A 25,920-nucleotide genomic window follows, 5' to 3' on the forward strand; every position below is an offset into this window, starting at 1 on the left:
CGGCATTCGGCCGGCCGAATTCGCATTGGGTGAACACAATTGAACGACGGGGTCTGGTGATACGCATCCGGCCCTGATCTTAGGAACGGAACGGAATGACCGACAACGAAGACGACAAGACGATCAGTGTGGCTGGCAAGAAGACCCTGAGCCTGAAGCCCTCGGGGGTTCAGCAGGGAACCGTGCGCCAGGACATGGGTCGTGGCCGCACGAAGGCCGTCGTGGTCGAGACCCGCACCAAGCGCCATTTCAGCCGCCCGGGCGAAGACCGCCAGGCGTCGGCGCCTGTCACGCCCGTGCAGCGCCAGCCCGAACCGCAGCAGACGCGTCCTGCGCCGCAGCAGTCGCGGCCGGTCCAGCAGCAGCCTTCCCGTTCGGCCGAGCAGAGCCGTCCGCGCGTCGGCGTCGTGCTGAACCAGCTTTCGCCCGATGAGGTCGAGGCCCGCCGCCGCGCGCTTGCCGAAGCCCAGATCCGCGATGCCGCCGAAGCGCGCCAGCGCGCCGAGGACGAGGCCCGCCGCAAGGTCGAGGAAGAAGCCCGCCGCAAGGCTGAGGAAGAAGCCCGCATCCAGCGTGAGAAGGAAGAGGCCGAGCGCCGCGCCAACGAGGCCGCCGCACCCGCGCCCGAACCGGAAGCCGTCGAACCGCAGCCGGTCGCACGCGCTGCTGCGCCCGCGCCTGCCGAAACGCGTCCGCAGCCGGGCCGCACGCCCGTCGCCGCACCGGCCGGCGTTCCCGGCCGTGGTCGCCGCGATGCCGACGACGATGACGACAAGCGTCCGCGTGGCGGCGTGCCCGCCAACCGCGGCGCCATCAAGCGTCCCGAGCCGGCCAAGGCACCGGCCCGTCCGAAGTCCGACGACGGCCGCCGCCAGGGCAAGCTGACGCTCACCACCGCCTCGACGGACGAGGACGGCTCGCAGCGCGGCCGCTCGCTGTCGGCGATGCGTCGCCGCCAGGAGAAGTTCAAGCGCAGCCAGATGCAGGAAACCCGCGAGAAGGTCATGCGCGAGGTCATCCTGCCGGAAACCATCACCATTCAGGAACTGTCGCAGCGCATGTCCGAACGCGCCGTCGACGTCATCAAGTACCTGATGAAGGAAGGGCAGATGATGAAGCCCGGCGATCTGATCGACGCCGACTTGGCTGAACTCATCGCGGGCGAATTCGGCCACACCGTCAAGCGCGTTTCGGAATCCGACGTCGAAGAAGGCATCTTCAACGTCACCGACGATGCCGGCGATCTGCAAAGCCGCCCGCCGATCGTGACCATCATGGGTCACGTCGACCACGGCAAGACCTCGCTGCTCGATGCCATTCGCCAGGCCAATACGGTTGCCGGCGAAGCCGGTGGCATCACCCAGCATATCGGCGCCTACCAGGTCGAGCACAACGGTCACAAGATCACCTTCATCGACACCCCCGGCCACGCCGCGTTCACCGCCATGCGTGCCCGTGGTGCGCAGGCGACGGATATCGCGATCCTCGTGGTCGCTGCCGACGACAGCGTGATGCCGCAGACGATCGAGTCCATCAACCACGCCAAGGCGGCCGGCGTGCCGATCATCGTGGCGATCAACAAGATCGACAAGCACGAAGCCGACCCGCAGAAGGTGCGCAACCAGCTCCTCCAGCACGAGGTCTTCGTCGAATCCATGGGCGGTGAAACGCTCGACGTGGAAGTGTCGGCCAAGAACCGCCTCAACCTCGATAAGCTGCTCGAAGCCGTCCTGCTGCAGGCCGAAATCCTCGACCTCAAGGCGAACCCAAACCGCACGGCAGAAGGCGTCGTCGTCGAAGCCCAGCTGGACCGCGGCCGCGGTGCCGTTGCAACCGTGCTGGTTCAGACCGGTACGCTGAAGCCCGGCCAGATCCTGGTCGCAGGCGATCAGTGGGGCCGCGTGCGTGCGCTGGTCAACGACAAGGGCGAGCACGTCAAGGAAGCCGGTCCGTCCATGCCGGTCGAGGTCCTCGGCCTGTCCGGCACGCCGGCCGCCGGTGACAAGTTCGCCGTCGTCGAGAATGAGAGCCGCGCCCGCGAAATCTCCGAATACCGCCAGCGCCTCGCCCGCGAGAAGCAGGTGGCACGTCAGGCCGGTTCGCGCGGTTCGCTCGAGCAGATGATGAGCCAGTTGCAGAACACGGGCCTCAAGGAGTTCCCGCTGCTCATCAAGGGCGACGTGCAGGGCTCGATCGAAGCCATTGCAGGCGCGCTCGACAAGCTGGGCACCGACGAAGTGCGCGTACGCATCGTGCATTCGGGTGCGGGCGCCATCACCGAGTCGGACATTTCGCTCGCCGAAGCGTCCAATGCCGCGATCATCGGCTTTAACGTCCGTGCGAATGCCCAGGCACGCACGGCCGCCGAACGCGCCGGTCTCGAAATCCGCTACTACAACATCATCTACGATCTGGTGGATGACGTGAAGGCGGCGATGTCAGGCCTGCTCTCGCCGGAGCGTCGCGAAACCTTCCTCGGCAATGCCGAGATCCTCGAGGTGTTCAACATCACGAAGGTCGGCAAGGTCGCGGGTTGCCGCGTCATCGAAGGCAAGGTCGAGCGTGGTGCTGGCGTGCGCCTCGTGCGCGACAACGTCGTCATCCACGAAGGCAAGCTCAAGACCCTCAAGCGCTTCAAGGACGAAGTCGCCGAAGTGCCGATGGGCCAGGAATGCGGCATGGCCTTCGAGAACTACGAGGACATCCGCGCGGGCGACACGATCGAGTGCTTCCGCGTGGAGCACATCACCCGCACGCTGTAAGCGTCCGGCGATCCCAATATCGTGCGAGCGCCGGACCGTTTCGGCGCTCGCATTTTTTTGAAGGTAACGACCATGGCAAGAGCAACTACCTCCGCACCGTCGCAACGCATGCTGCGCGTCGGCGAGCAGGTGCGCGCGGCCCTGACCCAGGTTCTCCAGCGCGGCGAAGTGCGTGATCCGCTTCTCGAAAAGACGGTGATCTCGATTTCGGAAGTCCGCATGTCGCCGGACCTGAAGCATGCGACGGCCTATGTCACGCCGCTGGGCGTCAAGGATCACGACACGGTCATCGAGGCGCTCAACCGCAATGCGAAGTTCATCCGCGGCCGCCTCGGTCCGCAACTGCGCCAGATGAAATACATGCCGGACGTCCGCTTCCGCGACGATACGAGCTTCGACAACTACAAGAAGATCGATGAGCTCCTGCGCTCGCCCGAAGTGGCGCGCGACCTTTCCGCCGATAGCGGCGACGACGACAAGTAACCCAGGATAAAGATGTCCAAGCCCCGCAAACCCAAGGGCCGGCCGGTTTCCGGCTGGCTTATTCTCGACAAGCCGTTCGATTTCGGCTCGACCGAAGCCGTCGCCAAGGTCAAGTGGCTTCTCAAGGCCCAGAAGGCCGGTCATGCCGGCACGCTCGATCCGCTCGCCTCTGGGATGCTGCCGATCGCGCTGGGCGATGCGACCAAGACCGTTCCCTACGTCATGGACGGCCGCAAGATCTATGAGTTCACCGTCACCTGGGGCGAGGAGCGCACGACCGACGACCTGGAAGGCGAGGTGACGCAGAGTTCCGACAAGCGCCCGACGGCCGAAGAGATCAAGGCGATCCTCGGCGGCTATACCGGCACCATCCAGCAGATCCCCCCGCAGTTTTCGGCCATCAAGATCGATGGCGAGCGTGCCTATGATCTCGCCCGCGAAGGCGAAACGGTGGAAATCCCGTCCCGCGAGGTGGAAATCCACCGCCTGACGCTGCTCGCGTCGGACGAGAAGACCGCGCGCTTCCAAGTAGAGTGCGGCAAGGGGACCTATGTCCGCGCGCTCGCCCGAGACTTCGGCCGCCAGCTCGGCTGTTACGGTCATATCTCGGCGCTGCGCCGCACCTTCGTCGCGCCCTTCGGCGAGGACGACATGGTGCCGCTCGCCGATCTGGTGGCGCTGGAAAAGATCGAGGACGAAGCCGAGCGCCTTGCGGCGCTGGATGCCTTCCTGATCGATACGGGCGAGGCCCTCTCCAGCCTGCCGCAGATCATCATCAACGATGACCAGGCGCATCGGCTGCGCATGGGCAATCCCATCATCCTTCGCGGCCGCGATGCGCCGGTTTCCGCGGATGAGGCCTATGCCACGGCGCGCGGCAAGCTGGTGGCGATCGGCGAAATCGGCGGCGGCGAGTTCCGCCCCAAGCGGGTCTTCCAAGGTTGATATGGGGGCGGAACCAACCGCCCCCGACTTGATTTCACCACAAGCAACAGGCTTTATGGGCCTGCAAGGATCGCTCCGGGGCGGGGTGGGCGGCGTGCGCCGCCGTGATCGCTCCTGAGGGAAGGGTGAAAAGGGCTGGCCGTTGACGATTGCGCCGACTGACAGATCGGTCTCTGCCGGAGACGCGGAGGCAAAACCTGGCGTCGGACGCCGGCGCATGCACTATCCGGTCCTCTTCTATCTCGTCTGCATGATCCTTGTCCTGATCGTGCCTGCCTTCCTATTTTCCATGGTGGTTCTGAAGCGCACCAACGAGGCGCAGGAGCGGATTTTCGAATCGCTGCTGCGCACCTCGACGAGCGCCGTGAACCGCGCCGTCGAGCGTGAAATCTCCGGCATGTTCTCGACGCTGAACTTTCTCTCCACATCGGAAAGTCTGGTGCAGGGCGATTTTGCCGGGCTGCATGCGCAGGCCAGCAAGACGCTCGAAGGCACGGATATCCATTTTCTGGTCATCGATCCGACGATGCGCCAGCTCGTCAACACGCGCGTGCCCTATGGCACGCCTCTCAATACCGCATCCGATCCGACGTCTGCGGGCCTGGCGCTGTCGCGCGGCGAGCGCATGGTCTCGGATATCTTTTTTGGCAGGACGGCACAGCAATGGGTTTTCAACGTCTACCAGCCTATGCAGCTTTCGAATGGCCGGCAGGTGTTGCTGACGCTGACGAAGAACGCCGACGCCTTGCGGCGCGCGGTCAACCCGGATGTCCTGTCCCCTGGCTGGAATGCCGCGGTCATTGACAGCACGGGCAGGGTGATCGCGTCGACCGACAGTAAGCAGAAGACAGGCACGGAATTTTTCCTGCGCGTGGTGCCGTCGCTGCGCCTCGGCGTCAGCACGATGCGGCAGGATGGTACCAATTATCAGGTCGTCACCGAATTTTCGTCGCTGGCGGGCTGGCGGATGATTGCCTGGGCAAAATCCTCCGACGTACAGGCCCCGGCAGCCTCGTCGATACGCTGGCTGGTGATCGGCGGCGTGGTTTTCGCTCTGCTGGCCGCCATCGGCGCGGTCGGCATCGCGCGTGTCCTGTCGCGGGACGTCCGGCTGCTTGCGCATGATGCCCGCAGGCTCGGGCATGGCGAGCGCGTCGCCGCACGACCCTATGCCATCACCGAACTGGAGACGGTGTCGCGTGCGCTGGCAGAGGCGGCGGATGCGCGGGTGAAATCCGAAAACGAGGTTCGCTTCCTCATGCGCGAGGTGGCGCACCGCTCCAAGAACCAGCTCACCGTCATCCAGGCCATGCTGAACCAGTCGGCAGCCGGCGCCGAGAATGCCGCCGATTTCGCCGAAACCTTCCGCAAGCGCGTGGCGGGGCTGGCGCGCTCGACCGACCTGATGATCGCCAATGCATCCGACGGCATCAACCTGATGGAGCTTGCCAAGAACCAGTTGAAGCCCTTCACGCCCGACGATGCGGCCCGCGTGCGCATTACCGGCCCCGCCGTTCTGCTCGATCCGCAGGCCTCGCAGACGCTCGGCATGGCGCTGCACGAGCTTTCGACCAACGCAACGAAATATGGCGCACTAGCAAACGAACGGGGCATCGTCTCGCTGAGCTGGGTGGCGAAGGGCGAGGATCTCAATCTTGTCTGGCGCGAAAGCAAGGCGTCGATCGACAGGGAGGCGATCGCCGGCAGCCGCAAGGGCTTCGGCAGCGTCGTCCTGGAGCGCATGCTCGGCATGGCGCTCGATGCCAAGCTCGACTTCATCGTGCATGACGACGGCATCGAATGGCGCGTTACGATCCCGCTTGCGCGGTTGCGCGATGAAGAAGCCCATCACGCACGCCACAATTCATGATAGAACGGCGGCTCCTTCTCATGCTCGGGGCTATTCCATGAGATTTCTTCTGCGTGCTGCGGCTCTTGCGAGCCTCTTCGTCGTCTCGCCGGCGCTTGCCGGGGAGTGCCTGGTCGACGATCCCACAGGCACGCCGCTCAACGTGCGCGCCGCGCCGAACGGTCCTGTTCTCACGACGCTTGAGAATGGCACCGGCGTCGTCATCCTCGACCAGCGCAAGCTCGGCACGAAACGCTGGCTGCTGGTTTCGGTACAGGGCCGGCAGCTTGGATGGATCTTCGCAGCCTATGTCGTTTGCCCGGCGACGAGCGATGCGGCGAAGGCCGCGCCCAGCCTGCCGGTGCCACAGCGGTAGAACGGGCCTTCCCTTTCACAAGCGAATGGTTTATAGGCACCGCCAGCAATGCGGGCTTTTGCCCCTTGCCTCACGGCCATCGCTGGACGACATCCCGGCTTTTGGCGACTTCTGGTTCTCCATTCATGAAAGGACATACGATGTCGATCACTGCTGAGCGCAAGGCTGCGCTGATCAAGGAATACGCAACTGTCGAAGGCGACACCGGTTCGCCGGAAGTCCAGGTTGCGATCCTGACCGAGCGCATCAACAACCTGACGGAACACTTCAAGGGTCACAAGAAGGACAACCACTCCCGTCGTGGCCTTCTGACGATGGTGTCCAGCCGCCGCTCGCTTCTTGATTACCTCAAGAAGAAGGACGAATCCCGTTACAGCAAGCTGATTGCTGCCCTGGGCATTCGCCGCTAAGCAATTTCGGCGGGCGTTCTCACGAGCGCCCGCCGCATTCTTTTGCGGAAGACAATTCCGCCGTACCGTTTCGCCAGTGCCGGTTGAGGCCGCCTCGCGAGATGGCATTATCCAGCAGGCCGGATGGGCCGGACCTGCGGAACCAACCGATGACCTGTCATGGGGCAGGATTGCAGGATGCTTCCCTGGGAAGCGGTTCCAGAACGGTTTCCGTCCGGAATTGCGGCCCGCAAACATGAAGCCTCCCGTTGTCTTGCCCATGATGTGTCATGAAGCGGATAGACCACCTGCGCCTTTTCGGGCGGCGGTGCGCGTATCCGCCTTACGAAGGACAAGACATGTTCGATACCCATACGGTTGAAATCGAATGGGCGGGCCGTCCGCTCAAGCTGGAAACCGGCAAGATCGCCCGCCAGGCTGACGGCGCGGTTCTCGCGACCTACGGCGAGACCGTCGTTCTCGCCACCGTCGTCTCGGCCAAGGCGCCGAAGCCGGGCCAGGATTTCTTCCCGCTCACCGTGAACTACCAGGAAAAGACCTACGCCGCCGGCAAGATCCCGGGTGGCTACTTCAAGCGCGAAGGCCGTCCGTCGGAAAAGGAAACGCTGGTTTCCCGCCTGATCGACCGTCCGATCCGCCCGCTCTTCCCGGAAGGCTACAAGAACGACACGCAGGTCGTCGTCACCGTCGTCCAGCATGACCTCGAAAACGATCCCGACGTTCTGTCGATGGTTGCCGCTTCCGCAGCGCTCACGATCTCCGGCGTTCCCTTCATGGGCCCGGTCGGTGCAGCGCGCGTCGGCTACATCAACGGCGAATACGTTCTGAACCCGCATCTCGACGAGATGGATGAATCGGTTCTCGACCTCGTCGTCGCCGGCACCCAGGACGCCGTCCTGATGGTGGAATCCGAAGCCAAGGAACTGAACGAAGACGTCATGCTCGGCGCCGTCATGTTCGGCCACAAGGGCTTCCAGCCGGTCATCGACGCGATCATCAAGCTCGCCGAAGTGGCTGCCAAGGAACCGCGCGACTTCCAGCCGGAAGACTATTCCGAACTCGAAGCCGAAATGCTCGGCATCGCGGAAACCGAACTGCGCGCCGCCTACAAGATCACCCAGAAGGCTGACCGCTACGCCGCCGTCGACGCCGTGAAGGCCAAGGTGAAGGCGCACTTCCTGCCCGAGGGCGTCGAGCCGAAGTACTCCGCCGAAGTCATCGGCTCCGTGTTCAAGCACCTGCAGGCGAAGATCGTTCGCTGGAACATCCTCGACACCAAGAGCCGCATCGACGGCCGCGACCTCGACACCGTTCGCGCCATCGTATCTGAAGTCGGTATCCTGCCGCGCACGCACGGCTCGGCTCTCTTCACCCGCGGTGAAACCCAGGCCGTGGTCGTTGCCACGCTCGGCACCGGCGAAGACGAGCAGTATGTCGACAGCCTGACCGGCATGTACAAGGAACGCTTCCTGCTGCACTACAACTTCCCGCCCTACTCGGTCGGTGAAACGGGCCGCATGGGCTCCCCGGGCCGCCGCGAAATCGGCCACGGCAAGCTGGCATGGCGCGCCATCCGCCCGATGCTGCCGACGCCGGAGCAGTTCCCCTACACGCTGCGCGTCGTTTCCGAGATCACCGAGTCGAACGGCTCGTCCTCGATGGCCACGGTCTGCGGCACCTCGCTCGCCCTGATGGACGCCGGCGTTCCGCTGGCCAAGCCCGTTGCCGGTATCGCCATGGGCCTGATCCTCGAAGGTGACCGCTTTGCGGTTCTCTCCGACATCCTCGGCGACGAAGACCACCTCGGCGACATGGACTTCAAGGTCGCCGGCACCGCCGACGGCATCACCTCGCTGCAGATGGACATCAAGATCGCCGGTATCACCGAAGAGATCATGAAGGTCGCGCTCAGCCAGGCACAGGGTGGCCGCAAGCACATCCTCGGCGAAATGGCCAATGCCATCTCCGAAGGCCGCTCGCAGCTCGGCGAATTCGCACCGCGCATCGAAGTGATGAACATCCCGGTCGACAAGATCCGTGAAGTCATCGGCACGGGCGGCAAGGTCATCCGCGAGATCGTCGAAAAGACCGGCGCCAAGATCAACATCGAAGACGACGGCACGATCAAGATCGCATCGTCCTCCGGCAAGGAAATCGAGGCGGCCCGCAAGTGGATCCACTCGATCGTGGCTGAACCGGAAGTCGGCATGATCTACGAAGGCACGGTCGTCAAGACCGCCGACTTCGGCGCCTTCGTCAACTTCTTCGGCCCGCGCGATGGCCTCGTGCACATCTCGCAGCTCGCGTCCGAGCGCGTTGCCAAGACCTCCGACGTCGTCAAAGAAGGCGACAAGGTCTGGGTCAAGCTGATGGGCTTCGACGAGCGCGGCAAGGTTCGCCTCTCCATGAAGGTCGTCGACCAGGCAACCGGCAAGGAAATCGTTGCCGAGAAGAAGGCCGACGGCGAAGCCGCCGAGTAATCGGACCCTCTACCTTTTGGAAGGGGCGCGGAGCGGCACGTTCCGCGCCCTTTCTTTTGAACGTTCGAAACCCCACGCTGTGAGCCGACCATGACCCGCGATGCCCTGAAGACCCTGTTCCACCCCTTTGCCTCCGGCACGCTCGGCATGCCCGGCGAGGGCGAACGTTATATCTTCCTCGGCGCGGAAGCCGGCCAGCGCCCGCCGGAAGGTTTTGCCGCGTCGCTGGAGGCCGTCCAGCCGCTGCGCTCGCTCTATCGTGGCCTGGAAGCCGTGCGCCAGTCGGTGACCCCGCTCATCGAGGGCGAGGACTTCGACGGCGCGCTCATCCTGATGAACAAGCACAAGGGTGAAAACGAGAACCGCATTGCAGAAGCCCTGCGGCGCGTTCGCACCGGCGGCCTGATCGTCGTTGCGGGCAGCAAGGAAGACGGCGTGCAGTCGATGCGCAAGCGCCTCGACCAGCTCGGCCTGACCGGCGATTCCATGCCGAAATATCATGGCCTCGCCATCTGGTTTGCCCGTCCGGAAGATCCGGCAGAGGCCATTGCCAAGCTGGCGGCCAAGCCGGTGCGCGTCGACGGCCGCTTTACGGCGGCACCGGGCATGTTCTCCCACGACCGCATCGACGATGGCTCCGAGCTGCTTGCCAGCCGCATCCCCGAAGATTTCAACGGCCACGCCGCCGATTTCGGCGCGGGCTGGGGCTACCTTTCCGTCATGCTCGCCGATCGCGCGCCGCAGGCGAAGGGCGTCGACCTGTTCGAGGCGCATTACGAGGCGCTGGAAGCGGCGAAGGAGAACATGGCGGAGAACTGCCCGAACGTTCCCTCGCGCTTCTACTGGTTCGACCTGACGGCCGAAACCCCGCGCGATCACTACGACCTCATCGTCATGAACCCGCCCTTCCACGAAGGCCATGCCGCCGATCACTCACTCGGCGCCGGCATGATCCGCATGGCGGCAAAGTCCTTGAAAATCGGCGGCCGCCTGCTGATGGTCGCCAATCGCGGCCTGCCCTACGAGCCGGTGCTGAAGGAAGCCTTCAAGGAAAGCGGCGAAGTCTGCCGCAACGCCCGCTTCAAGGTCCTCTTCGGCCGTCGTTGAGGTCCAGGGATTGACTGGCGTCAGTTGCTGCTGACGCCGATTGCCGCAGTCGATTGCCATTTTCCTGAAACAGGTCCACCATGATGGAACCGTACCCGTTCAGGAGACCCGCAATGGCTTTTGGACCTGCCAGACCGCCGATCATGGAAGATGTGGCGGAAGTCATCGCCAAGGACGTGAAACAGGGGGAGGGGCATACGCCACCTTCCGAATCGCCGCTCGCTTTCTTGAAGCGAGGGGCAGATGGCAAGCCGATCGAAATGAACAGCCGCGTGCGCACGATGCTGCTTGGCATCCTGGTCGCGATGGTCCTGCTTGTCGGTATTCTCTTGGTGCTTTGATCGATCAGGGAGAAACGGCGCGAAGTGTGAACTCCGCGCCGTTTGTTCGTTACTCGCTGTCTGCCTTGGCCAGCCGCTCCAGCGTCGGCATGGAGGTGATGTTGTAGCCGGAATCCACGTAGTGGATTTCGCCGGTCACGCCGCTCGACAGGTCGGAGAGCAGGTAAAGCGCCGAATTGCCGACATCCTCGATCGTCACGGTTCGGCGCAGCGGTGCGTTCTTCTGCTGCCAGGAGAGCATGGCGCGCGCATCCGAGATGCCCGCACCCGCCAGCGTCCGGATCGGGCCCGCCGAGATCGCATTCACACGGATGCCTTGCGGGCCGTAGTCACCGGCGAGGTAGCGCACGGAGGCTTCGAGGGCCGCCTTGGCCACGCCCATCACGTTGTAGTTCGGCATGATGCGGGTGGAGCCGCCATAGGTCAGCGTCAGCATCGCGCCGCCGTCCGTCATCAGCCCGGCTGCACGCTTGGCGATTTCGGTAAAGGAGAAGCAGGAGATCACCATCGTGCGCGAGAAGTTTTCGCGCGTGGTGTCCGCATAGAGGCCCTTCAGCTCGTTCTTGTCGGAAAAGCCGATGGCGTGCACGATGAAATCGAGCTTGCCCCACTTTTCCTTGATCGCCTCGATCGTCGAGTCAACCGATGCGATGTCCTCGACATCGCAGGGAATGACGAAATCGGAGCCGAGCTCTGCGGCCAGCGGCTTCACCCGCTTGCCGAGCGCCTCACCCTGATAGGTAAAGGCGAGTTCCGCGCCTTGGCTGGCGAGCTTCTGTGCGATGCCCCATGCGATGGAGTGGTTGTTCGCGACCCCCATGATGAGGCCGCGCTTGCCGTTCATGATCCCCGTCATGCCTGTCATCCGTTGTGGCGCTGGAAGACCAGCGTGGCGTTCGTGCCGCCGAAACCGAAGGAATTGGAAAGAACCGTGTCGATCTTCGCATTGTCGATGCGCTTGCGCACGATCGGAACGCCGTCGAATTCCGGGTCGAGCTCGGTGATATGCGCGCTCTCGCCGATGAAACCCGCCTGCATCATCAGCAGGCCGTAGATCGATTCCTGCACGCCTGCGGCACCCAGCGAGTGGCCGGTCAGCGACTTGGTCGACTGGATGTGCGGGATCTTGTCGCCGAAGACTTCGCGGATCGCGCCGATCTCCTTGGAATCGCCGACGGGCGTCGAGGTGCCGTGCGTGTTGATGTAGTCGACATCGCCCTTCACGGTGGCGAGCGCCTGGCGCATGCAGCGCACCGCGCCTTCGCCCGACGGGGCGACCATGTCGTAACCGTCCGACGTCGCGCCGTAGCCGGTGATCTCGGCATAGATCTTCGCGCCGCGCGCCTTGGCATGTTCCAGTTCCTCCAGAACCAGAACGCCCGCACCGCCGGCAATGACGAAGCCGTCACGGGTCGCGTCATAGGCGCGCGAGGCCGTGGCGGGCGTGTCGTTGTACTTGGAGGACATGGCGCCCATCGCGTCGAACAGGTTCGACATGGTCCAGTCCAGATCCTCGTGGCCGCCGGCGAACATGAGGTCCTGCTTGCCCCACTGGATCATCTCGGCGGCATTGCCGATGCAATGTGCCGATGTCGAGCAGGCCGACGAGATCGAATAGTTGACGCCGTGGATCTTGAACCAGGTGGCCAGCGTCGCGGATGCCGTCGACGACATCGCCTTCGGCACGGCGAAGGGGCCGATGCGCTTGGGCGAATTGTTCTTGAGCGTGATTTCGGCGGCTTCGATCAGCGTGCGGGTGGAAGGACCGCCCGAACCCATGATGATACCGGCGCGCGGATTGGCGGCATAGTCGGCCTCTTCCAGGCCGGCATCGGCAATCGCCTGCTTCATGGCGACATGGTTCCAAGCGCCGCCCTGGGAGAGGAAGCGGGCCGCACGGCGATCGACGAGCTCCGTGGTGTCGATACTAGGCGAACCCCAGACCTGGCACTTGAAGCCGTGGTCGGCGAAATCCTGCGAGAAGCTGATGCCCGAACGCGCGTCGCGCAGCGAGGCAGTCACCTCGTCAGCATTGTTCCCGATCGAGGATACGATCCCCAAGCCCGTGACAACTACCCGTCTCATATTCATGACCTTTTCTAGAACGTCTCATGGTGAGGGCGAATGCCGCCCTCAGGCTGCCGGTGGCTGGCGCCGCCCTTAAGCTTCCTTGTCCTTCGACAGGCCGACGCGCAGGTCGCTCGCCTGATAGATGGTTTCACCATCGGCCTTCAGCCAGCCGTCCGCCGTGCCGAGCACGAGGCGGCCGCGCATGACGCGCTTGAAGTCGATGCCGTATTCGAGGAGCTTGGTATCGGGACGAACCATGCCCTTGAACTTCACTTCGCCCGTGGACAGCGCCATGCCGCGGCCGGGCTCGCCGAGCCAGCCGAGGAAGAAGCCGGTCAGCTGCCACATTCCGTCGAGGCCCAGGCAGCCCGGCATGATCGGATTGCCCTGGAAGTGACAGGGGAAATACCAGTCGTCCGGCTTCACATCGTATTCGGCGCGGATATAGCCCTTGTCGAAGGCGCCGCCGGTTTCGGAAATATCGGTGATGCGGTGGACCATCAGCATAGGCGGCAGAGGAAGCTGCGCGTTGCCGGGGCCGAAAAGCTCGCCACGGCCGCAGGCCAGAATTTCCTCATAGTTGTAGCTGGATTGCCTGCTCGTCATCGAATGTCTCATCCCCGGTCTTGAGCGACCCTTGGTTCGCATGGATTGGTGGAGGCAGGATGCGGATTGAAGCGCCCCTGAACTCCTCGTCTTCTCGCCGCGCCCTGTCCGGGCGAGACGTTGTTTCCGCTGTCCGCATACATGATGCTCGCCATGACAGCCAGTGCAAAGTACAGAACGGCGGGTGGGAGCCCGGTTTTTCCGCATGTTGCGCGTGTTGAAGCCGACGTAATCCTATTGAATACCGCTCCAGCAAAAGTTATATCGAAAGTTAAGGATTAGAGTTCAAGGCCAGACAAGCGGATACGTCGCCCATGACGCATGCACACGAGATGCCCATCGAAGAGCGCCTGCGCCATTGCGGCCTGCGCCCGACGCGCCAGCGTGTGGCCCTTGCCGACCTGCTTTTCGCCAAGGGCGACCGCCACCTCACGGTGGAGGAACTGCACGAGGAAGCCGTCACCGCCGGCGTTCCGGTCTCCCTGGCCACCGTCTACAACACGCTGCACCAGTTCACCGAAGCGGGCATGATCCGCGTGCTCGCGGTCGAAAGCTCGAAGACCTATTTCGATACCAACGTTTCCGATCACCATCACTTTTTCGTTGAAGGTGAAAACCACGTCCTCGACATTCCCGTGAGCAATATCGAGATCGGCAACCTGCCCGAGCCGCCGGAAGGCATGGAAATCGCCCATGTCGACGTGATCATCCGCCTGCGTCCGCGCAAGGGCTGAAATTTCTACATCACATCGTCGGGGTGGCGGCCGGGCCGGGCCTTGTAGACCGGGAACCGCCAGCCGAACTTCAATGCGCCGCCGCGCACGATGAAGGCTGCGGCGATGCCGATGGCCGATGCCAGCCAGAGCGGGGCGCCCGCGACCGTCGCCGCCGTGAAGCCCGCCGCACCGATGAGGGCGGCCGTGACGTAGATCTCCGGGCGCAGCAACACCGAAGGCTCCCCCGCCAGCAGGTCGCGGATGATCCCGCCGAAGCTTGCCGTCAGCACGCCGGTCGTAATGGCCACCGTCGGCGAGCCGGTCGCCGCGAAGCCCTTGGCTGCCCCCATCACGCAATAGGCCGACACACCCATCGCATCCAGCCACAGAAGCAGGCGGTAACGGGATTCGATGCGGTGCGCGAGCACGAAGACGATGAGCGCGACCGAGACGCAGACGATGAGATAGGTCGGGTTCACCACCCAGAAGACCGGCGTGGCACCGAGAATGACATCGCGGAACGTACCGCCGCCGATGCCCGTGGCGGCCGCAAGAAACAGGAAGCCGATGATGTCGAGCTGCTTGCGCGAGGCCGAAAGCGCGCCGGTCGCGGCAAAGACGGCCACCCCCGTATAGTCAAGCAGTTCCAGGATCGACACGGTGTTCCCCTCTCGTGCGGGCCAAGCCTCGCGACAGCCTTGCCGCAGTAGAGTGCGCCGGCAGAATCACGCCGCGCGCCGTCAGCGGCCCATAATGACCGAATCGCGTGCCATGGAAAGGTTTGAGAGATGGCTATCCGCATGAGTTTTCTGGCGCTCCTCTCCGCCGCCATCGTTGCGATGGCCATGCCGGCCCGCGCCTCCAACATCGTTCCCGATGCGCTGTCTGCGGTGCAGGCGGAGGTCGCCAAGCGCTGCAAGACGGCGGTCTATGGCGAGGATTTCGCCGACTATGTCGACTTCAACAACGACCGTCTGGTGGACGCGATCTTCAATCTCGGCGCGGTCAATTGCGATGGCGTGCCGGGCGGTCTCTGCGGCAATGTCGGCTGCCCGCACCACTTCTATATCCGCGTCGCCGAGGGCGGGTTCTTCCTCGCGGCGGTCGCCGATCTCTACGGCTACGACATGAAGAAGCGGTTCGGAAACATGGTGCTGGAGCTGAAGGCCAATGCCGCCAGCTGCGGCCGCGACGACAGCGAATATTGCGTGATGACGATCCGCGTGCGCAACGCCCGTTTCGAGACGATCTCGAAGAAGTAGACTATTCCGGCAGGAACGTGCTCGTGCGGCCGGCCATGGAATAGAACGCCAGCCCGATCCACTCGCGAACGGCCATCGTCATCAGCTGGCTGTTGACCGACGGCTGGGTCAGGTCGAGGCCGAGGCTCGCCTTGCCGGTCGTGCGGAAATCGGTCGGCCAGGGCAGCATCTCGAGACCGCGCTTGCGGAAGAGCCCGATCGAGCGCGGCATATGAAAGGCGGAGGTGACGAGAAGGCAGCGTTCCAGGCCGTTCTCGGCAAGCAGCGCCTGCGTGTAATCCGCATTCTCGAAAGTGTCGCGCGATCCGCCCTCGCGGATGAGCCGCGTTTCGGGAATGCCGAAGGCCGCGAGGAAGCGGCTGCCGATCACCGCGTCGCCTTCGAAATCACCGCTCAGGGAGCCGTCGCCGCCGGAAATCAGGATGCGCGCCTGTGGAAACTCCCGGGCGAGCCGCAGCGTCTCCACGAAGCGATCCCCGGCCTGGTTCATCTCGTAACCGCCGCGCGCGGTGGTGACGTCAGCCTCGAAGCCGCCGCCGAGCGTGATGATGCAGGCGGGTCCGCCCTCGGGCAGCGCGGCGCGGGGGATGCGGTCCTCGAGCGTCTGCAGCAGCACCGCGCCCGTCGTCGTGAACAGGGTGAGGAACAGGACCAGCGCGGCCAGAACGCTCGAAAGCGTCCTGATGCGGTTCCACCTCAGGAAACCGGCAAGCAGGCCGGCGACGATGAGGAAGAAGGCCAGCGAGAGGGGTTGTGCGACGAGCCAGAAGATCTTCGAAATGTAGAAGGTCACGCGTCGCTTACCCCGCTTTTCGTGTCAGGCCGGTGCTGCGGCGGGTGCCGCCTTGCCCCGTCGCAGATAAAGGATGCCCGCCGCCAGCGCAATGCCGGCGGCCAGAACGGCCACGGCGATGAGCGGGCGATAGGTGATCCAGGCGATGGCGATCACGCTGGGGCCGATCAGAAGGGTGAAGATCAGCGCGATCGCGGTCGTGCCGAAGCGGACGATCGTGCCGATGAAGGGCACGAGATCGGCGATGACGCCGAGGATCGACAGGATGAAGACGAAGCCGATGAACAGGCCGATGAGCCCGCCGGCGCGCACCAGCCAGGTGATGATGGTGTTTTCGCTCTGTGCTGCGTCGAACATGGCGGGCGCTTCCACGAGACCGGCCTGGCTCAGGAAGAGCGCCCGTCCGTTCGAGGTCGTATAGGGCACGAGGCCCGCGCCGCGTTGCGCGCCGACGAAGCTTGCGCTGTCGATGTCCGAGCGCGTGAAGGACATGCGGATGTCGCCGATCTCAGGGTTCTGCGGATTGTTGGAAAAGATCGCCTGGCCGCCGACGACGGAGGCCGGCTTGCCGAGGGCGGCGGCCTGGCCGAGGCGGGTGGCGTCCGACGCGCTCAGCGGGATCGGCCGCTCGTCGCCCAGTCTCGCGACGGCCCGGCCATCGACGCTGAAGGCCCCGATCGTCGCCGATGGAACGAAGAAGCTCGCATCATCGATCGGCATTTGCGGATTGTCGTGTCCAGCCTGACGGAAATTGCTGGAATTGACGGCATCGCGCTTCCATTCCTTGTTATAGGAATAGGTGGTCACGGTTTCCTCGCCGCCGCCGAGCTGCTTGCGGGTCTCCGACCGGGATGTCTCCACCCACTGGTACATCTCGACGACGCGTTCGAGGCCAGCCGCGCCTTCCGCCGAAATGCCGAGCACATTGTCCTCGGGCACGCCGACCGGCTTTACCGGCCCGGACACATGGACGAGCTTGCCGTCATTGGCCGGATCGACGCGGCTGTTGTCGACGGAGACGACGAGCCCGGCGCCTTCGACGAGCGCCCTGTAGGTCTTCACCGAGCGCCCTTCGTTCCAGAAAAGCAGCCAGATGCAGGCGACAACGAGGATCAGGCCGATCACGATCCTGATCAACGCCCCCTTCAGTCTGGAGAACCATGATGTGGTCGTCGTTTCGGTGAAGCTCATTGTGGTCCCCAGCAAGACTGATCTACGTCATGGAACGTACATCCCAATCTGCTTATTCTCGCTAAAGGTATCGCGCAAGCGGCGCCGGCTTTAAGGAACATCCTGTCGGCCGGTCCGTTCTCGCGTTACGGAACCAAAGGGAGAAGACAGATGGACGACACAAGGGAAGACCGCATCCGCAAGCGCGCCTACGAACTGTGGCAGCAGGCCGGTGCGCCGGACGGCACGCCGGATGATCATTGGTATCAGGCCGAGCACGAAATCGATCAGGGCAACGGTGAGATCGAAGGAGACGACGAGCCCAACCTCGCCGCCCTCCGCGAAGCCGCACGCCAGCACTCGGACACGTTCCTGGTGAAGACCGACCTCGAAGACGCCGACCAGCGCGAAGCCACACCCGGCATGCGCGAGCAGCCGTAGGGGCAGAAAACGTTCGGTTCTAGGGAAGGTTTGGTGGAGCTAAGCGGGATCGAACCGCTGACCTCTTGCATGCCATGCAAGCGCTCTCCCAGCTGAGCTATAGCCCCATAACGGGTCCGGCGAGGCCGGTTTCCGGGAACCGAAGCGGCGTTGCCGTTCGGTGTGCGGCTTATTACTTGCCGTGCCGGAGGATGGCAAGCCGAAAAATGAAATCCGGCCGATTTTTTTAAAATCGGCCGGAAATCAGAGTGTTACGCTTCGTCTTCGTCGCCGGTGACGCCAATGAGATCGCTCATGTCGTCGTTGTCGTCGTCTTCGTCCTGTTCCAGGAACGTGTCGTCGTCATCGCCGTCGATTTCGACGTCGTCATCGCCGAGATCCGGAATATCGTCGCCGCCGGATGCATCTTCATCGGCATCCTCGAGCGAAACCAGTTCGACTTCCGTGTTCTCGGTATCGACTTCGTTGACGTCTTCTTCCTCATCCTTCTCCATGACGGCGGCCGCGGAGGTTTCCTCGAAGAAGGAAAGCGGATAGGACTTGCCCGTATAAGGCGACACGATCGGATCGCGGTTCAGGTCGTAGAACTTCTTGCCCGTTTCCGGGTCGATGCGTTTGGTTCCGAGTTCCGGTTTTGCCACTGTCAAAGCCTCTCAGGTGCCGATTGTCTCAGGCGGGGCCGGGTGACCGGCGCGTTAAAGGGAAAATGATTAGCCGGTCCCCTTAATCGTCTTGCGCTATCCTGTCAAAGCGAAACTGAGGGTGCGACGGAGCGCGCATTCGGGCCGAATGTTTTTCGGCGGGAGGATGACGCTTTAAATCGTTTGTGATAGCAAGCGCGCGATCTCCCCGGAGTGCCTGGCGGAGAGCCGACCATATAAGGAAGACGCCCATGTCGCACGGCGCCCATGCACGGCCCGCAACCGCCCGCAAATCCTCCGGCCTTTCCGGCACCGTCCGCATTCCCGGCGACAAATCGATATCCCACCGCTCCTTCATGTTCGGCGGCCTGGCGAGCGGCGAAACGCGCATCACCGGCCTCCTGGAGGGCGAAGACGTCATCAACACCGGCAAGGCCATGCAGGCCATGGGCGCCAGGATCCGCAAGGACGGCGATACCTGGATCATCAATGGCGTCGGCAACGGCGCATTGCTTGCGCCGGAAGCGCCGCTCGATTTCGGCAATGCCGGCACCGGCTGCCGCCTGACCATGGGCCTTGTCGGCGTCTACGACTTCGATTCGACCTTCATCGGCGATGCCTCGCTCACCAAGCGCCCGATGGGCCGCGTGCTCAACCCGCTGCGCGAAATGGGCGTGCAGGTGAGGTCCGCAGAAGGTGATCGCCTGCCGGTCACGCTGCGCGGTCCCAAGACCCCGACGCCGATCACCTACCGCGTGCCGATGGCCTCCGCCCAGGTGAAGTCGGCGGTGCTGCTCGCCGGCCTCAACACGCCCGGCATCACCACGGTCATCGAACCGATCATGACCCGCGACCATACCGAGAAGATGCTGCAGGGCTTCGGCGCGAAACTGACGGTCGAGACGGATGCCGACGGCGTGCGCACCATCCGGCTCGAGGGCCGCGGCAAGCTCACGGGCCAGATCATCGATGTTCCCGGCGATCCGTCCTCCACGGCCTTCCCGCTGGTGGCGGCGCTGCTCGTTCCGGGCTCCGACATCACCATTCTCAACGTGCTGATGAACCCCACGCGCACCGGCCTCATCCTGACCCTGCAGGAAATGGGCGCCGATATCGAGGTGCTGAACCCGCGCCTTGCCGGCGGCGAGGACGTGGCGGACCTGCGCGTGCGCTCCTCCGTGCTGAAGGGCGTCACGGTGCCGGAAGACCGCGCACCGTCGATGATCGACGAGTACCCGGTGCTCGCCGTCGCTGCATCCTTCGCGGAGGGCACGACGGTCATGAACGGCCTCGACGAATTGCGCGTCAAGGAAAGCGACCGCCTTTCGGCCGTCGCCGAGGGCCTCAAGCTGAACGGCGTCGATTGCGACGAAGGCGAGGCCTCGCTCGTCGTGCGCGGCCGGCCGGATGGCAAGGGCCTCGGCAATGCCGCGGGTGCCGCCGTCGCCACGCATCTCGATCACCGCATCGCCATGAGCTTCCTCGTCATGGGCCTCGTCTCCGAGCATCCCGTCACGGTGGACGACGCGACGATGATCGCGACCAGCTTCCCCGAGTTCATGGACCTCATGGCCGGGCTTGGCGCGAAGATCGAGCTTTCCGACGTCAAGGCCGCCTGATGACGTTCACCATCGCCATCGACGGTCCTGCTGCTGCCGGCAAGGGGACGCTCTCGCGCCGTATCGCGGAGGTCTATGGCTTTCATCATCTCGATACCGGCCTGACCTATCGCGCGACGGCGAAGGCGCTGCTCGATCGCGGCCTGCCGCTCGATGACGAGGCGGTCGCGGCCGATGTCGCCCGCAGCCTCGATCTCGCGGGGCTCGACCGCGCCGTCCTGTCCGCCCACGCCATCGGCGAGGCGGCCTCGAAGATCGCGGTCATGCCGTCGGTGCGCCGGGCGCTGGTCGAGGCGCAACGCGGCTTTGCGATGCGCGAGCCCGGCACGGTGCTCGACGGCCGCGACATCGGCACGGTCGTCTGCCCGGATGCGCCGGTGAAGCTTTATGTGACGGCATCGGCCGAGGTGCGCGCCAGGCGCCGCTACGACGAGATCGTGGCCGGCGGCGGGGCGGCCGATTACGGGACGATCCTTGAAGATATCCGCCGCCGCGACGACCGCGACATGGGCCGCGCGGACAGCCCGCTGAAGCCCGCTGACGATGCGCACTTGCTCGATACCTCGGAAATGAGTATAGAGGCGGCGTTTTCTGCGGCAAAGTCGATCATCGACGCTGCCCTTAAAGACTAGAACGAAGCCTGTCCCCGCGCCGGATTTGCTGCCGAAGGGTAGCGGATAGCGCCTCGTTCATCACCAACACCAACCCCCGGCGCCCGTGCCCTTACAGGCACATCAGGAGTTTCAATGTCTCAAGCAAACCCCACGCGCGAAGATTTCGCAGCCCTTCTGCAGGAATCCTTTGCGTCCAACGATCTCGCCGAAGGCTATGTTGCCAAGGGTATCGTTACCGCGATCGAAAAGGACGTCGCCATCATCGACGTCGGCCTCAAGGTTGAAGGTCGCGTTCCGCTGAAGGAATTCGGTGCCAAGTCCAAGGACGGCACGCTGAAGGTCGGCGACGAAGTCGAAGTTTATGTCGAGCGCATCGAAAACGCGCTTGGTGAAGCCGTTCTGTCGCGCGAAAAGGCTCGCCGCGAAGAAAGCTGGGCCAAGCTCGAAGTCAAGTTCGAAGCCGGCGAGCGCGTCGAAGGCGTCATCTTCAACCAGGTCAAGGGTGGCTTCACCGTCGATCTCGACGGCGCCGTTGCCTTCCTGCCGCGTTCGCAGGTCGACATCCGTCCGATCCGCGACGTCACGCCGCTCATGCACAACCCGCAGCCCTTCGAAATCCTCAAGATGGACAAGCGTCGCGGCAACATCGTCGTTTCGCGCCGCACGGTCCTCGAAGAGTCCCGCGCCGAGCAGCGTTCTGAAATCGTTCAGAACCTCGAAGAAGGCCAGGTTGTTGACGGCGTCGTCAAGAACATCACCGATTACGGTGCGTTCGTTGACCTCGGCGGCATCGACGGCCTGCTGCACGTCACCGACATGGCCTGGCGCCGCGTCAACCATCCGTCGGAAATCCTGTCCATCGGCCAGCAGGTCAAGGTTCAGATCATCCGCATCAACCAGGAAACCCACCGCATCTCGCTCGGCATGAAGCAGCTCGAGTCGGATCCGTGGGATGGCATCGGCACGAAGTACCCGACCGGCAAGAAGATTTCCGGTACGGTTACGAACATCACCGACTACGGTGCGTTCGTCGAGCTGGAGCCGGGCATCGAAGGCCTGATCCACATCTCCGAAATGTCCTGGACGAAGAAGAACGTTCACCCCGGCAAGATCCTGTCCACGAGCCAGGAAGTCGACGTGGTCGTTCTCGAAGTCGACCCGACGAAGCGCCGCATCTCGCTCGGTCTCAAGCAGACCCTCGAGAACCCGTGGCAGGCCTTCGCGCACAGCCACCCGGCTGGCACGGAAGTCGAAGGCGAAGTCAAGAACAAGACCGAATTCGGTCTGTTCATCGGCCTCGAAGGCGACGTGGACGGCATGGTGCACCTCTCCGACCTCGACTGGAACCGTCCGGGCGAGCAGGTCATCGAGGAGTACAACAAGGGCGACGTCGTCAAGGCTGTCGTTCTGGATGTTGACGTCGACAAGGAGCGTATCTCGCTCGGCATCAAGCAGCTCGGCAAGGACTCGGTCGGCGACGCCGCCGCTTCCGGCGACCTGCGCAAGAATGCCGTCGTCTCGGCTGAAGTCATCGCGATCAACGACGGTGGCATTGAAGTGAAGCTCGTCGGCCATGAGGACCTCACGTCCTTCATCCGCCGCGCTGACCTTTCGCGTGACCGTGACGAACAGCGTCCGGAGCGTTTCTCGGTCGGCCAGACCGTCGACGCCCGCGTCCTGAGCTTCTCGAAGAAGGATCGCAAGATCCAGCTTTCGATCAAGGCTCTGGAAATCGCTGAAGAGAAGGAAGCCGTCGCACAGTTCGGTTCGTCCGACTCGGGCGCTTCGCTCGGCGACATCCTCGGCGCGGCTCTGAAGAACCGCAACAACGCCGAGTAAGCCTCGCTTGCTTTGAAATGAAGAGCCCGCGGAGAGCAATCTCCGCGGGCTTTTTCGTGGTTATTCGGTTCAGGTCCAGTATTCACCCAGCTTCTGGTAAAACACGAGGCCGGGCTCGATGACGCCCACCATGTCCGCGGTCTTTTCGCGCCGCCGCGCCATGTCGGGGCTTTCCGGCTCGTTCTCACCGCTTTCGCCGTCCGCGTCCGCCGCGGGCTCTTCGCCGGACTGGTTATCGCCCTCCAAGCCGTCGTCTTCCGCCGCCTCTTCCTGCTCTGCCTCGCGGTCGTCTCGCCACTCGGTCTCGTCTTCTGCGGGAAGATAGGGAACGAAGGCGAGGGGCACGCCTTCGCGCAGCGGCAATGCCGCCAGCAGCCGCTCCGGTGTTGCATCGGCGATTGTTCCCTGCGCGGCCTCGCGCGTCTGGGGCAGCGCAAGCGGCTTTCCGTCGTCATCGGCGTCTTGCGGCAGAGAGGCCGGCTGCTGCGCCGCCTCCGTCGCCGCCTTGGCGGGCTTTGTCGTGCTTTCGGCCGCCTCCTCGGGCAAATTCGCGGCGGCCAGCGCAACGTCCTGCTCAGCGGGTGGATCGAGCGGCCGGTCGAGCAGGGCGCGCAGGAAGTTCGCCTCCTCCGGGGAAAGGGTCTCCATCAGCTGTGTCACCGCCTGCATCAGAAGGGCGGGCGGCATGTCGCGCGCAACGGCTTGCAGCACGCTGCGGGCAAGGACCTGACCGACGGCAAGCTGGGCCCGCCCGGCTTGGCCCCCTCGCCGCGCGGTGGGCAGCGTCGTCTCGATGTCCTCGGCATCGCCCATATGGCGGGGCGCCGCTTCGATGGTCTCGACAGGCTGTCCGGCGGCGCGGCCGGCGGTGAGGGGCGGGCGGTTCTCGGCTTTCGGCAGGGTGCCGGGATCGGCCGGCAGGCGGTTGGTCGCCGTCGCCGGCTGGCGGGCCGCATCCGCATCGCCTGTCCGGCCGGCGATGGTGCTGGGCCGGCCGGTATCGAGGTCGAACACGCGCTTGAGCGCCGACTGGAGGGCGCGGATATCGCCGGCCACGGGATCGGCGAGCGGCGGCGTGCCCTGCCGTGCAACGGCCGCCAGCTGCTGCGCGTTCAGGCCCATCGGGCGCGCCTGCCGGTCGTTGGCCGGGGTGGACAGGGCTGCCGTGTTCACATTCGCCGCGATGATCGTGGCGAGCTTCTGCGCGTCGGGCCCGTTGGGATTACGCACGATCTCCATGAGGGTGCGTGTCGGCATGGATGACAGCACGGTATTGATCAGCTTTTCGACGGCGGGCCGCAGTTCCGGCGGCAGCTTGGCCAGGAGGTCGGCGAGCTTGCGGCCGTTTTCGCCCTCCCGCCCCGGCGCGGTCTTCAAGGCGGTAAGCAGCGTTTCGAGCAGGTCGCGGCCGGCATTCGGCTCCGCCGCGGGCGGCATGTGCTTCAGCATGGTCTCGATGAGGCGAAGCAGCACGTCCGCGCGCAGATTGGCAAGCGTGGCGGCGCTCGGCACCGGGCGGGCGACGGCATCGGACGACACGCCCGCCTGAAGGGCGGGGGCGGGCTGGGCCGTGCCGGTCGTCGGTGCCACGCGCGGTAGCATGCCTGCCTCCTTTGCCGATGCCCTGCGCATCGCAGGAGCTTGCCAAGAATGGTCCATCGTTCGTCGGATGGCGCATCATGCGCGACACTGCTGGTGATGAGCTTCGACCCGGCGAACCGGGTATTCATGCGGGAGGCGGCGGGTAGACCGGCAATGCACTGAACCGCTGACTGGGCCGGACGGGAAACCCCGGGACTCCGAACAACCTGTGATTCCTACATTTGACAGTTCATGGTTAATGAAACACTAACGAACCCGGCAACGCGCCCTCACGCGGCGTCCGAAACGGCTCTTGCCCCTTATGCTCGGCTCGCGTAAATCTTCGCGGCACTTGCAGGCTGGAACTGCGGATGCGGCGGAGACCTTTCGATGAACCTCACCAACCTCATCCTCAACACCGACAGCTACAAGCTGAGCCATTACCTGCAATATCCGCCGGAAACGCGCGCGATCTCCTCCTATGTCGAGGCCCGCGGTCATTCCGATCACGCGGAAGTGGTGTTCTTCGGCTTGCAGATGTTCCTGAAGGCGTATCTCGCCAAGCCGGTGACGATGCAGGATGTGAACGAGGCGGAAGAAATCGTCCTCGCCCATGGCCTGCCGTTCAATCGCGAGGGATGGACGCATATCGTCAATCGCCATGGTGGCTACCTGCCGCTCCTCATCGAGGCGCTGCCGGAGGGCACGATGGTTCGCCGCGGCGTGCCGGTCGTGCAGGTGGTGAACACCGATCCAGCCTGCTACTGGCTGACATCCTATATCGAGACGGCGCTGCTGCGCGCCATCTGGTATCCCAGCACGGTCGCCTCGAATTCCCGCAAGGTGAAGCAGATCATCCGGCCGATCCTGGAAAAGACCTGTGACGATCCCGATTCCGTCCTGCCCTTCCGCCTGCACGATTTCGGCGCGCGCGGCACGACGAGCCTGGAGCAGGCCGGCATCGGCGGTGCCGCGCATCTCGTCAACTTCATGGGCACGGATACGGTGACCGGGGTTCTCTATGCGCGCCGCTACTATGGTGCGCAGATGGCGGGCTTTTCCATTCCCGCCTCCGAACATTCGACCATGACCTCGTGGGGCCAGGACCGCGAGGCGGATGCCTATGCCAACATGATCGACAAGTTCGGCGCCAAAGGCCTTTATGCCGTGGTCTCCGACAGCTACGACATCAACAATGCCGTCGCGGAGATCTGGGGCAAGCAGCTGAAGGAGCGTGTGCAGACCGCCGGCGGCACGCTCGTCGTGCGTCCCGACAGCGGGGATCCGGTGGAAACGCCGGTGCAGGTGGTGCGCCAGCTCGCCTATGCCTTCGGCACGCATCTGAACGGCAAGGGCTACAAGGTCCTCGACAACAGCGTGCGCGTCATCCAGGGCGACGGCATCTCGTCGTCCGATATCGCTCTGATCCTCGGCCGGCTGGAAGCCTTCGGCTTTTCCGCCGAGAACATCGCGTTCGGCATGGGCGCTGGCCTGCTCCAGCGCGTCAACCGCGACACCTATTCCTTCGCCATGAAGGCCAATGCCCGGCAGGATACATCAGGCACCTGGCATGACGTCTACAAGCGCCCGGCAACCATGAACCTGAAGGCCTCGAAAGCCGGCCGGCAGGCTGTGGTGGAAGGCTATATCGGGCTGGAGGCCGCCCGTGTCGATCAACTCGCGGGCCGTGCCAACATGCTGCAGCCGGTGTGGCGCGATGGTGAGCTTCTACAGGACTGGACCTTTGACGCGGTACGCGCCCGCGCCGCCTGATCCCTTGCATCCGCGCGCCGGCCGCTCCATCTTTTCCCCATG

Annotated in this window: 23 protein-coding genes, 1 tRNA gene and 1 pseudogene; 16 read left to right on the forward strand and 9 right to left on the reverse strand. The window is 64.1% G+C overall.

Going from position 1 to position 25,920, the window contains the following annotated elements:
* The first annotated feature begins 95 nt into the window (after positions 1 to 95).
* The 9 genes from infB to K6301_RS01305 all read left to right on the forward strand — a co-directional run bounded on the left by infB (position 96) and on the right by K6301_RS01305 (position 10,753).
* Positions 96 to 2,762 (forward strand): translation initiation factor IF-2, encoded by a 2,667-nt coding sequence (gene infB / locus K6301_RS01265; protein ID WP_247218779.1) that lies wholly within the window; start codon positions 96 to 98, stop codon positions 2,760 to 2,762.
* A gap of 72 nt (positions 2,763 to 2,834) precedes the next feature.
* Complete coding sequence (gene rbfA / locus K6301_RS01270) at positions 2,835 to 3,245, forward strand: 30S ribosome-binding factor RbfA (RefSeq protein WP_241600289.1); 411 nt, start codon at positions 2,835 to 2,837, stop codon at positions 3,243 to 3,245.
* Positions 3,246 to 3,257: 12 nt separating this feature from the next.
* On the forward strand, positions 3,258 to 4,190 hold the full coding sequence (truB, locus tag K6301_RS01275) for a tRNA pseudouridine(55) synthase TruB (RefSeq protein ID WP_247218780.1): 933 nt from the start codon (positions 3,258 to 3,260) through the stop codon (positions 4,188 to 4,190).
* Between the two features lie 217 nt (positions 4,191 to 4,407).
* On the forward strand, positions 4,408 to 6,060 hold the full coding sequence (locus tag K6301_RS01280) for a sensor histidine kinase (protein ID WP_247218781.1): 1,653 nt from the start codon (positions 4,408 to 4,410) through the stop codon (positions 6,058 to 6,060).
* Positions 6,061 to 6,097: 37 nt separating this feature from the next.
* Positions 6,098 to 6,415 carry an SH3 domain-containing protein gene (locus K6301_RS01285; RefSeq protein ID WP_247218782.1) on the forward strand — a complete coding sequence of 106 codons (318 nt, stop codon included), beginning with the start codon at positions 6,098 to 6,100 and terminating at the stop codon, positions 6,413 to 6,415.
* A 140-nt stretch (positions 6,416 to 6,555) separates the two neighbouring features.
* Complete coding sequence (gene rpsO / locus K6301_RS01290) at positions 6,556 to 6,825, forward strand: 30S ribosomal protein S15 (RefSeq protein WP_134649621.1); 270 nt, start codon at positions 6,556 to 6,558, stop codon at positions 6,823 to 6,825.
* Positions 6,826 to 7,163: 338 nt separating this feature from the next.
* On the forward strand, positions 7,164 to 9,305 hold the full coding sequence (gene pnp / locus K6301_RS01295) for a polyribonucleotide nucleotidyltransferase (protein ID WP_247218783.1): 2,142 nt from the start codon (positions 7,164 to 7,166) through the stop codon (positions 9,303 to 9,305).
* 90 nt (positions 9,306 to 9,395) lie between these two features.
* A complete protein-coding gene (locus K6301_RS01300) occupies positions 9,396 to 10,412 on the forward strand; it encodes a class I SAM-dependent methyltransferase (RefSeq protein WP_247218784.1) in 1,017 nt (338 codons plus the stop codon).
* Between the two features lie 113 nt (positions 10,413 to 10,525).
* Positions 10,526 to 10,753: a hypothetical protein gene (locus K6301_RS01305; RefSeq protein ID WP_247218785.1), complete on the forward strand. Its 228-nt coding sequence runs from the start codon at positions 10,526 to 10,528 to the stop codon at positions 10,751 to 10,753.
* Positions 10,754 to 10,802: 49 nt separating this feature from the next.
* Here the strand turns inward: K6301_RS01305 and fabI are convergent, their stop codons facing one another.
* The 3 genes from fabI to fabA form a co-directional block, all read right to left on the reverse strand.
* Positions 10,803 to 11,609 carry an enoyl-ACP reductase FabI gene (fabI, locus tag K6301_RS01310; RefSeq protein ID WP_247218786.1) on the reverse strand — a complete coding sequence of 269 codons (807 nt, stop codon included), beginning with the start codon at positions 11,607 to 11,609 and terminating at the stop codon, positions 10,803 to 10,805.
* Between the two features lie 5 nt (positions 11,610 to 11,614).
* Entirely contained in the window at positions 11,615 to 12,838 is a 1,224-nt protein-coding gene (gene fabB / locus K6301_RS01315) for a beta-ketoacyl-ACP synthase I (RefSeq protein WP_247218787.1), read from the reverse strand.
* A gap of 75 nt (positions 12,839 to 12,913) precedes the next feature.
* Complete coding sequence (fabA, locus tag K6301_RS01320) at positions 12,914 to 13,429, reverse strand: 3-hydroxyacyl-[acyl-carrier-protein] dehydratase FabA (RefSeq protein ID WP_134649627.1); 516 nt, start codon at positions 13,427 to 13,429, stop codon at positions 12,914 to 12,916.
* 314 nt (positions 13,430 to 13,743) lie between these two features.
* On the opposite strand from fabA, the gene irrA reads away from it, so the two are divergent.
* Positions 13,744 to 14,163 (forward strand): iron response transcriptional regulator IrrA, encoded by a 420-nt coding sequence (irrA, locus tag K6301_RS01325; RefSeq protein ID WP_134649628.1) that lies wholly within the window; start codon positions 13,744 to 13,746, stop codon positions 14,161 to 14,163.
* Positions 14,164 to 14,168: 5 nt separating this feature from the next.
* Here irrA and K6301_RS01330 read toward each other — a convergent pair whose 3' ends face one another.
* Entirely contained in the window at positions 14,169 to 14,804 is a 636-nt protein-coding gene (locus tag K6301_RS01330; RefSeq protein WP_134649629.1) for a trimeric intracellular cation channel family protein, read from the reverse strand.
* A 129-nt stretch (positions 14,805 to 14,933) separates the two neighbouring features.
* Between K6301_RS01330 and K6301_RS01335 the strand changes: the two genes are divergently transcribed.
* Entirely contained in the window at positions 14,934 to 15,407 is a 474-nt protein-coding gene (locus tag K6301_RS01335; RefSeq protein WP_247218788.1) for a hypothetical protein, read from the forward strand.
* Position 15,408: 1 nt separating this feature from the next.
* Here K6301_RS01335 and K6301_RS01340 read toward each other — a convergent pair whose 3' ends face one another.
* Together K6301_RS01340 and K6301_RS01345 are read right to left on the reverse strand one after the other, a co-directional pair.
* Entirely contained in the window at positions 15,409 to 16,200 is a 792-nt protein-coding gene (locus K6301_RS01340; protein ID WP_247218789.1) for a YdcF family protein, read from the reverse strand.
* Between the two features lie 24 nt (positions 16,201 to 16,224).
* Positions 16,225 to 17,391 (reverse strand): TMEM43 family protein, encoded by a 1,167-nt coding sequence (locus tag K6301_RS01345; protein ID WP_247218790.1) that lies wholly within the window; start codon positions 17,389 to 17,391, stop codon positions 16,225 to 16,227.
* A gap of 159 nt (positions 17,392 to 17,550) precedes the next feature.
* Here K6301_RS01345 and K6301_RS01350 point away from each other — a divergent pair.
* Positions 17,551 to 17,811: pseudogene (locus K6301_RS01350) on the forward strand (DUF2934 domain-containing protein); the annotation flags it as partial.
* A gap of 31 nt (positions 17,812 to 17,842) precedes the next feature.
* Here K6301_RS01350 and K6301_RS01355 read toward each other — a convergent pair.
* Both K6301_RS01355 and K6301_RS01360 read right to left on the reverse strand, forming a co-directional pair.
* A tRNA-Ala gene (locus tag K6301_RS01355) sits at positions 17,843 to 17,918 on the reverse strand.
* 144 nt (positions 17,919 to 18,062) lie between these two features.
* The gene (locus K6301_RS01360) at positions 18,063 to 18,452 is read right to left on the reverse strand and encodes a TIGR02300 family protein (protein WP_134649645.1); all 390 of its coding nucleotides are present in this window, start codon (positions 18,450 to 18,452) and stop codon (positions 18,063 to 18,065) included.
* 251 nt (positions 18,453 to 18,703) lie between these two features.
* Between K6301_RS01360 and aroA the strand changes: the two genes are divergently transcribed.
* The 3 genes from aroA to rpsA all read left to right on the forward strand — a co-directional run bounded on the left by aroA (position 18,704) and on the right by rpsA (position 22,524).
* A complete protein-coding gene (gene aroA / locus K6301_RS01365) occupies positions 18,704 to 20,071 on the forward strand; it encodes a 3-phosphoshikimate 1-carboxyvinyltransferase (protein ID WP_247218791.1) in 1,368 nt (455 codons plus the stop codon).
* The gene (cmk, locus tag K6301_RS01370) at positions 20,071 to 20,703 is read left to right on the forward strand and encodes a (d)CMP kinase (protein WP_247218793.1); all 633 of its coding nucleotides are present in this window, start codon (positions 20,071 to 20,073) and stop codon (positions 20,701 to 20,703) included. Before aroA ends, cmk begins: the two co-directional genes overlap by 1 nt.
* Positions 20,704 to 20,817: 114 nt before the next feature.
* Complete coding sequence (gene rpsA, locus K6301_RS01375) at positions 20,818 to 22,524, forward strand: 30S ribosomal protein S1 (RefSeq protein ID WP_134649648.1); 1,707 nt, start codon at positions 20,818 to 20,820, stop codon at positions 22,522 to 22,524.
* A 69-nt stretch (positions 22,525 to 22,593) separates the two neighbouring features.
* On the opposite strand, the gene K6301_RS01380 is transcribed toward rpsA, so the two are convergent.
* Positions 22,594 to 24,126 carry a hypothetical protein gene (locus K6301_RS01380; RefSeq protein ID WP_247218795.1) on the reverse strand — a complete coding sequence of 511 codons (1,533 nt, stop codon included), beginning with the start codon at positions 24,124 to 24,126 and terminating at the stop codon, positions 22,594 to 22,596.
* A 369-nt stretch (positions 24,127 to 24,495) separates the two neighbouring features.
* Between K6301_RS01380 and K6301_RS01385 the strand changes: the two genes are divergently transcribed.
* Positions 24,496 to 25,878: a nicotinate phosphoribosyltransferase gene (locus tag K6301_RS01385; RefSeq protein ID WP_247218797.1), complete on the forward strand. Its 1,383-nt coding sequence runs from the start codon at positions 24,496 to 24,498 to the stop codon at positions 25,876 to 25,878.
* Positions 25,879 to 25,920 lie beyond the last annotated feature (42 nt).

The sequence above is a fragment of the Shinella oryzae genome, assembly GCF_023038235.1.
Lineage (GTDB): Bacteria > Pseudomonadota > Alphaproteobacteria > Rhizobiales > Rhizobiaceae > Shinella > Shinella sumterensis.